Annotated in this window: 7 protein-coding genes; 4 read left to right on the top strand and 3 right to left on the bottom strand. The window is 71.0% G+C overall.

Features of this window, described 5'->3' with window-relative positions; translation table 11 throughout:
* Positions 1–119: 119 nt before the first annotated feature.
* Together AB0H87_RS35645 and AB0H87_RS35650 are read right to left on the bottom strand one after the other, a co-directional pair.
* Positions 120–554, bottom strand: coding sequence for a hypothetical protein (locus AB0H87_RS35645; RefSeq protein WP_360156116.1), 435 nt, complete (start codon positions 552–554; stop codon positions 120–122).
* A gap of 478 nt (positions 555–1,032) precedes the next feature.
* The gene (locus AB0H87_RS35650; RefSeq protein ID WP_360156119.1) at positions 1,033–1,488 is read right to left on the bottom strand and encodes an SRPBCC family protein; all 456 of its coding nucleotides are present in this window, start codon (positions 1,486–1,488) and stop codon (positions 1,033–1,035) included.
* 121 nt (positions 1,489–1,609) lie between these two features.
* Here AB0H87_RS35650 and AB0H87_RS35655 point away from each other — a divergent pair, with 121 nt between their 5' ends.
* The 3 genes from AB0H87_RS35655 to AB0H87_RS35665 all read left to right on the top strand — a co-directional run bounded on the left by AB0H87_RS35655 (position 1,610) and on the right by AB0H87_RS35665 (position 5,779).
* Positions 1,610–3,403 (top strand): long-chain fatty acid--CoA ligase, encoded by a 1,794-nt coding sequence (locus tag AB0H87_RS35655; protein WP_360156122.1) that lies wholly within the window; start codon positions 1,610–1,612, stop codon positions 3,401–3,403.
* 65 nt (positions 3,404–3,468) lie between these two features.
* Complete coding sequence (locus AB0H87_RS35660; protein WP_360156133.1) at positions 3,469–5,103, top strand: GAF domain-containing sensor histidine kinase; 1,635 nt, start codon at positions 3,469–3,471, stop codon at positions 5,101–5,103.
* Between the two features lie 7 nt (positions 5,104–5,110).
* Positions 5,111–5,779 carry a response regulator transcription factor gene (locus AB0H87_RS35665; protein ID WP_203711293.1) on the top strand — a complete coding sequence of 223 codons (669 nt, stop codon included), beginning with the start codon at positions 5,111–5,113 and terminating at the stop codon, positions 5,777–5,779.
* Positions 5,780–5,805: 26 nt separating this feature from the next.
* Here the strand turns inward: AB0H87_RS35665 and AB0H87_RS35670 are convergent, their stop codons facing one another.
* Entirely contained in the window at positions 5,806–6,123 is a 318-nt protein-coding gene (locus AB0H87_RS35670; RefSeq protein WP_360156127.1) for a thioredoxin family protein, read from the bottom strand.
* 64 nt (positions 6,124–6,187) lie between these two features.
* Here AB0H87_RS35670 and AB0H87_RS35675 point away from each other — a divergent pair.
* The coding region (locus AB0H87_RS35675) for a methyltransferase domain-containing protein (protein ID WP_360156130.1) at positions 6,188–6,553 on the top strand (366 nt) is incomplete at its 3' end.

The raw sequence follows: 6,553 nt of genomic DNA on the forward strand, positions 1-6,553 counted from the left end.
GGAGCCGCAGCACACCGCGACCCCGCGCTGCTCTGCATCCATATACCCATCGATGCGTATATGGATGCAGAGCAAGCGGCCGGCCATCCACGATGGACGGCCGGCGCACCGGCGCGCGCTTACTTCTTGAGCGGCTCCAGGCAGAGCACGTCGCCGTTGCCGCCCTTCTTGCCCATCCAGAGCGACGACTCGGCCGTCGGGTAGGCGGTGCAGCTGTTCTCCTGGGCGTTGAAGTCCGCCTCCTTGATGTCCTCGACCTTGCCGGCGACCTTCCAGTGGGCGGTCGCGTCGTCGCAGCCGACGGTCTTCATGTCGTCGGCCGACGCGGCCTCGATGAGGCAGTCGCCGGTCGCGGCCACGGTCGGGTCACCGGACATGAACTTCCAGGCGATGCCGCCCACGACCACGATGATCGGGACGGCGATGCGCAGGAGGATCTTGCCGACGTTCCTGTTCTTGGTCGGCTTGGCCGCCTCGGGCGCCGGGGCGCCGGCGGGCTGGCCAAAGGGAGCGCCGGCCTGCGGGGCGGCCGGAGGGGTTGCCTGGTCAGACACAGGTATTCCTTTCGATGGATTTCCGACGGGGAACGCTAGAGCATCTCCGGCCCGCCCGTGACCCCGAAGATCGTCCGTTCGGTGCAGTCCACCTGACCAAACGGCCGTGTCAATTTCGGGCTGAATCGCCGAGCGCACCCGTGACCGACCAATTCGGACGGTGTGACGTCCGGCACCGCCGTGTCGGGACCGTAACCAACCGCGGACGCCGCGTTCCGGCGGGAGCGACGGTCGCGCCCACGACGGGCCCGGGACAGCAAAAGACCTTCGGGCCGGTTCCCCCGGACGGGTGATGCGGCTGGCCGAAGGCGCTGCCGAGCACGTCGGTCAGCGAACCGAGCGCGCCGAGCCCGGCCGCTAGGCCAGGGCCGTCGCCGGCGCGGCGGGCCATCGCGAGCACGGAGGCGACGAGGCGCTCGGCCTCACCACGGGCGGACGAAGGATCGGTGTGCGGTGCCATCTCTGTTCCTCAGATCGGTCAGGCTTGCGGGTAGAGCGACTCGACCCGCGCCTTGAGCTGCTTCAACGCGGCATCCATGATCATTTTCTCGGCCTTCTTGCGGAACATGCCCAGCATGCCCACCGCGAGGTCCACCTCGAGCGTGTAGGTGACCAGGCTCCCGCGCTCGCCGACCGGTTCGATGTCGTACGAGCCGTCCTGGGTCTTCTGCATCTTCGAGGGGGCGACCAGATGCCATTCGATGCGCGAGATGTCCTCGGCGTACTCGTATTGGAGGATGTATTCGTCCATCAGCACGCCGGCGTCGATCACGAACCGGACCTGGCTCGCGTAACCGTCCTCGTATTCCTCGACCACTTCGGCCGACTTCATCGCCGTGGTCCACTCCGGGTAGCGCACGAAGTCGCAAATCACCGCTGCGACCTGCGCCGGGGTGGCGTCGATCGCGATCGACTGGGTGGAGGAGTCCGCCATGTGGGGCAGGCTACCTCTTTGTGTCCCGCCGACCGGCTGACGGCTCGCTGGTCCCCCGCATCGGACTCGATGTCGATACGGGTAGGTTGCATTTAGCTGATCGCGTTCTGTAGGAGGCCAGGTGCGCGAATTCTCCGTACCCCCGGTCGTGACGGTTGGGGACGCGGCCAACCTGACTGATCCGGTTTGGGACAACGCCGCTGCGGCGCCCGACACGGTGCAGTTCCGCCGTAGGCGGGACGGCGCCTGGGTCGACGTCACCTGCGGGCAGTTCCGCGACGAGGTCGTCGCGCTGGCCCGTGGCCTGGTCGCGGCCGGTGTCCAGCCGGGCGCGCGGGTGGGGCTGATGAGCCGCACGCGCTACGAGTGGACGCTGGTCGACTACGCGATCTGGTCCGTCGGCGCGGTCACCGTCCCGATCTACGAGACGTCGAGCGCCGAACAGGTCGGCTGGATCCTCGAGGACTCCGGCGCGGTCGCGCTGTTCGTCGAGACCGACGCGCACGCGCTGCTGGTCGCCGGCGTGCGCCCCGACCTGCCGACGCTGACCGACGTGTGGCGGATCGAGTCCGAGGACCTCGACCAGCTCCGCGAGCGGGGCGCGACCGTCGACGCGGCCGTGATCGACGAGCAGCGGCGCACCTCCACCGCGGACGACGTCGCCACGATCATCTACACCAGCGGCACGACCGGCCGGCCCAAGGGCTGCGTGCTGACCCACCGCAACCTCCTCTCCGACATCACCAACGCGGTGCCGGTGCTGCCGGACCTGTTCCACCAGGGCGGCTCGACGCTGCTGTTCCTGCCGCTGGCGCACTCGTTCGCCCGGCTGATCCAGATCGGCATGGTGCAGGCGCGCGCCATCATGGGCCACCTGCCCGACACGAAGACGCTGGTCGACGACCTCAAGGAGTTCCAGCCGACGTTCCTGCTGTCGGTCCCCCGGGTCTTCGAGAAGGTGCACACCGCCGCCAAGCAGCGGGCCGTGGCCGACGGCAAGGGCGGCATCTTCGCCAAGGCCGAGCAGACCGCGATCGCCTACTCGACCGCGATGGACGGCGACGGCCCCGGGCTGGGCCTGCGGATGCAGCACGCCCTCTACGACAAGCTGGTCTACGGCAAGCTGCGCGCGGCGCTCGGCGGCAAGTGCACGCGGGCGATCTCCGGCGGTGCGCCGCTGGGCGCCCGGCTGGCCCACTTCTTCCGCGGCATCGGCGTCACCGTGTACGAGGGCTACGGCCTCACCGAGACCTCCCCGGCGGTCGCCGTCAACCTGGAGACCGCCACCCGGATCGGCACGGTCGGCCGGCCGCTGCCCGGTGTCACCGTCCGCGTCGCCGACGACGGCGAGATCCTGGTCAAGGGCCCGCTGGTGTTCAAGGAGTACTGGCGCAACCCCGAGGCGACGGCCGAGGTGCTCGACGGCGACGGCTGGTTCGCCACCGGCGACCTGGGCGAGCTGGACGACGACGGCTTCCTGTCGATCACCGGCCGCAAGAAGGAGATCATCGTCACCGCCGCCGGCAAGAACGTCGCGCCGGCCGTGCTCGAGGACCGGATCCGCGCCCACCACCTGATCAGCCAGGCGCTGGTGATCGGCGACCGGGAGCGGTTCATCGCCGCGCTGGTCACCATCGACCCCGACGCGCTCCCCCGCTGGCTGGAGACGGCCGGGCTCCCCGCCGACACGCCCGTCGACAAGCTGCGCACCGACGAGAAGATGCTCGCCGAGGTCCAGAGCGCGATCGACGACGCCAACAAGGCCGTCTCGCACGCCGAGGCGATAAAGGAGTTCCGCATCCTGCCCGCCGACTTCACCGAGGCGACCGGGGAGCTGACCCCGTCGATGAAGGTCAAGCGGAGCGTCGTGGTCAAGGCACACCAGGCCGTGATTGACGAGATCTATCGCCGATGAGCCCGGAGGCGCCCGCACCCACCCCGATCCGCGCCCACCCGCTCGCCGTGGCCGCGCGCATCGTGATGCTCGCGCTCGTGGCGGTGCTGGTGTTGCTCACCACTCAGCAGCTCGACGAGCTGTGGTGGGTGGCGCTGCTGATCGTGGCCGGCCTGCCGGCCGTGATCGCCCCGCGGCACGCCGTGCTCGCCCCGCTCGGCCGGTTCGCCGAGGTGATCGTGGTGGGCATCGGCGCCAGCCAGGTCGCCCAGCACACGGCCGGCAACACGATCGGCCAGGGCACCGGCGCCGCGGCACTGCTGCCCTACCTGTCCGTGCCGCTGACCGTGACCGCGCTGCGGCGCCGCTCCCGCGAGAGCGCCGCGCTGCTCGGCGTGGCCACGCTCGCCCTGGTCGTCGGTGGCGCGATCAGCGAGACGGGCAACGACCCACTGATCTCCAAGCCCGGCTATCTGGTCGCCTGCGCGCAGTGGCTGATCCTGGCCTCGCTCGGCACGCTGGCCGCGTCCACGCTGCAGCGCATCATGCAGCAGCGCGGCGAGGCCGGGCGGCCCCAGCCGTACGCCGAGGCGACCCGGCTGTTGACCCAGCTCCGCAGCGTCGCCCGGCAGCTCCCCGGCGCCACCCTCGACCCGGGCGGCATCTCGGAGCACCTGCTGGAGGAGCTGCGCGGGGTGGCCAGGGCCGACCGGGCGGCGGTGCTCTCGGCCAGCGGCGGCGGTCGGCTGGTGGTGCTCGCCCAGGCGGGTGCGGACCGGGTCGACTGGGAGACGAGCCTCGACGCCGACTCCGCGATCGCCGAGGCCTGGGCCAGCCAGCAGCCCTACACGACCAACCGGTCGCAGGCCCGCTCGCACCGTAGGGGTGACGTTTCCGCCCTGGTGGTGCCGTTGGTGGCCGGCGTGCGTACCGTCGGATTGGTGATCATCGAGGCCGACGCCGCGGGTGCCTATCCGCCGGCCGTCGTGCAGGAGGTGACCGCGCTCACCGGCCCCGCCGCGCTGCGGCTGGAGGCGGCGCTGCTGTTCGACGAGGTCCGGTCGCTCGCGACCAACGAGGAGCGGCAGCGGCTGGCCCGCGAGATCCACGACGGGGTCGCGCAGGAGCTGGTGATGGTCGGCTACGGCATCGACAACGCGCTGGCCACCCTGCCCGACGACGCCAAGGAGACGGCCGAGGAGCTGCGCACCCTGCGCGGCGAGGTGACCCGGGTCATCACCGAGCTGCGGCTGTCGCTGTTCGAGCTGCGCTCGGAGGTCGACCGGCACGGGGGGCTGGCCGCGGCGATCTCCGAGTACGCGCGGACCGTCGGCGCCTCCGGTGGCCTGCGGGTGCACGTCACGCTCGACGACACGACCGCCCGGCTGCCCGCCGCCACGGAGGCCGAGCTGCTCCGGATCGCACAGGAAGCGATCACGAACGCCCGGAAGCACGCCGGAGCCACTAACCTGTGGGTCTCGTGTTCCATCGATCCCCCGTACGCACAGATCGAAGTGTCGGATGACGGTCAGGGCATCGCTGACCAGCGCCCGGACGGGCGCTACGGTCTTGCGATCATGGCGGAGAGAGCGGAACGTATCCGAGGCCGGTTGGAGATCAGTCCGCGAAGCCCGTCCGGCACGACCGTGGCGGTGGTAGTCGGCACACCACCGCGGCGCGATAGCGTGCGCGATAGCGTCACCGCATCAGAAGGGGAGTAACCCGAGCATGACGACCAGCCCATCCCCGACCACGCGCACCAAGGTCCTCCTTGTCGACGATCATGACCTGATCCGCAAGGGCCTGCGGCACGCGTTCGAGCGCGACCGCCAGTTCGAGGTCGTGGGCGAGGCCGCCACCGCCGCCGAGGGCGTGCGCCAGGCCGGCGCGCTCCAGCCCGACGTCGTGATCATGGACCTGCGGCTCCCCGACGGCAGTGGCCTCGAGGCCACCCGTGCCCTGCGCAAGTCGAGCGCGACGATGGGCATCGTGGTGCTGACCATGTACGCCGGTGACGACCAGCTGTTCGGCGCACTCGAGGCGGGCGCCAGCGCGTTCGTCCCGAAGACCGCGCCGGCCGACGAGGTCGTGGCCGCCGCCCGGCACGCGGCGTCCTCGCCGTCGGCGTTCACCGCGGCCGACCTCGCCGAGGCGATGAAGCGCCGGCTGGCCCCGTCCGGCCCGCAGCTCTCCCCGCGCGAGGGTCAGGTGCTCCGCCTGCTCGCCGACGGCATGTCCGTGGCCGGCATCGCCAAGCAGCTGTTCGTCAGCGAGTCGACCGCGAAGACCCACATCTCGAAGCTGTACGAGAAGCTGGGCGCCGCCAACCGCGCACAGGCGCTGATGACGGCGCTGCGGCTCGGCCTGCTCGAGGCTCCGGACGCGCCGAAGTTCTAGCCGACCCGGGCTCGGGACGCGGCGCGTCATCGGGCGGCCGCGACGGCGGCGAGCACCTGGGCCTTGACCGGCACGCCGGCGGCCCGCTGGACGATCCGGTCACCGGCGACGACCAGCGTGGTCGGCGTGCGCCCGATATCCAGCGCGCGCAAGGCGTCGAGGTGGCTCTCCGCGTCGACCTCGAGGTGGGTGACCCCGTCGACGAGGCCGGCGACGTCGGCGAGCACCCGCCGGGTGACCCGGCACGGCGTGCAGAAGGCCGACGAGAACTGGACGAGGGTGACCGGTGTGGCCGGGTCGACACCGAGGGCGTGCAGGGTCTCGGTCACGGCGGAGGAACCCACGGGTCCAAAGGTGCCACGGATCATCGGGGCGGCGCCATGACGTCGGCCACGTCCCATAGGGTCGGTGATCGTGATTGAGCCGGACTTCGTGACCACCACCCGCGCCTCCTACGACAAGATCGCCGTCGGCTACGCCGACCTGTTCGCGGACGAGATCGAGCGCCTGCCGTTGCACACGGCGCTGCTCACCTGGTTCGCCAAGCTCGTCGGCGACGGTCCGGTCCTGGACGTCGGCTGTGGACCGGGCCGGACGACCGGCTACCTGCACTCGCTCGGCGTCGACATCGCCGGCGTCGACCTCTCCCCCGGCTTCCTGGCGATCGCCCGTGCGGAGAACCCCGGCGTCCGGTTCACCGAGGGTTCGATGCCGTGGTCCAACCGGACGGCAGCCTCGCGGGGCTGCTCGCCAACTACTCGCTCATCCACATCC

The sequence above is a fragment of the Asanoa sp. NPDC050611 genome (assembly GCF_040654855.1).
GTDB lineage: Bacteria > Actinomycetota > Actinomycetes > Mycobacteriales > Micromonosporaceae > Asanoa.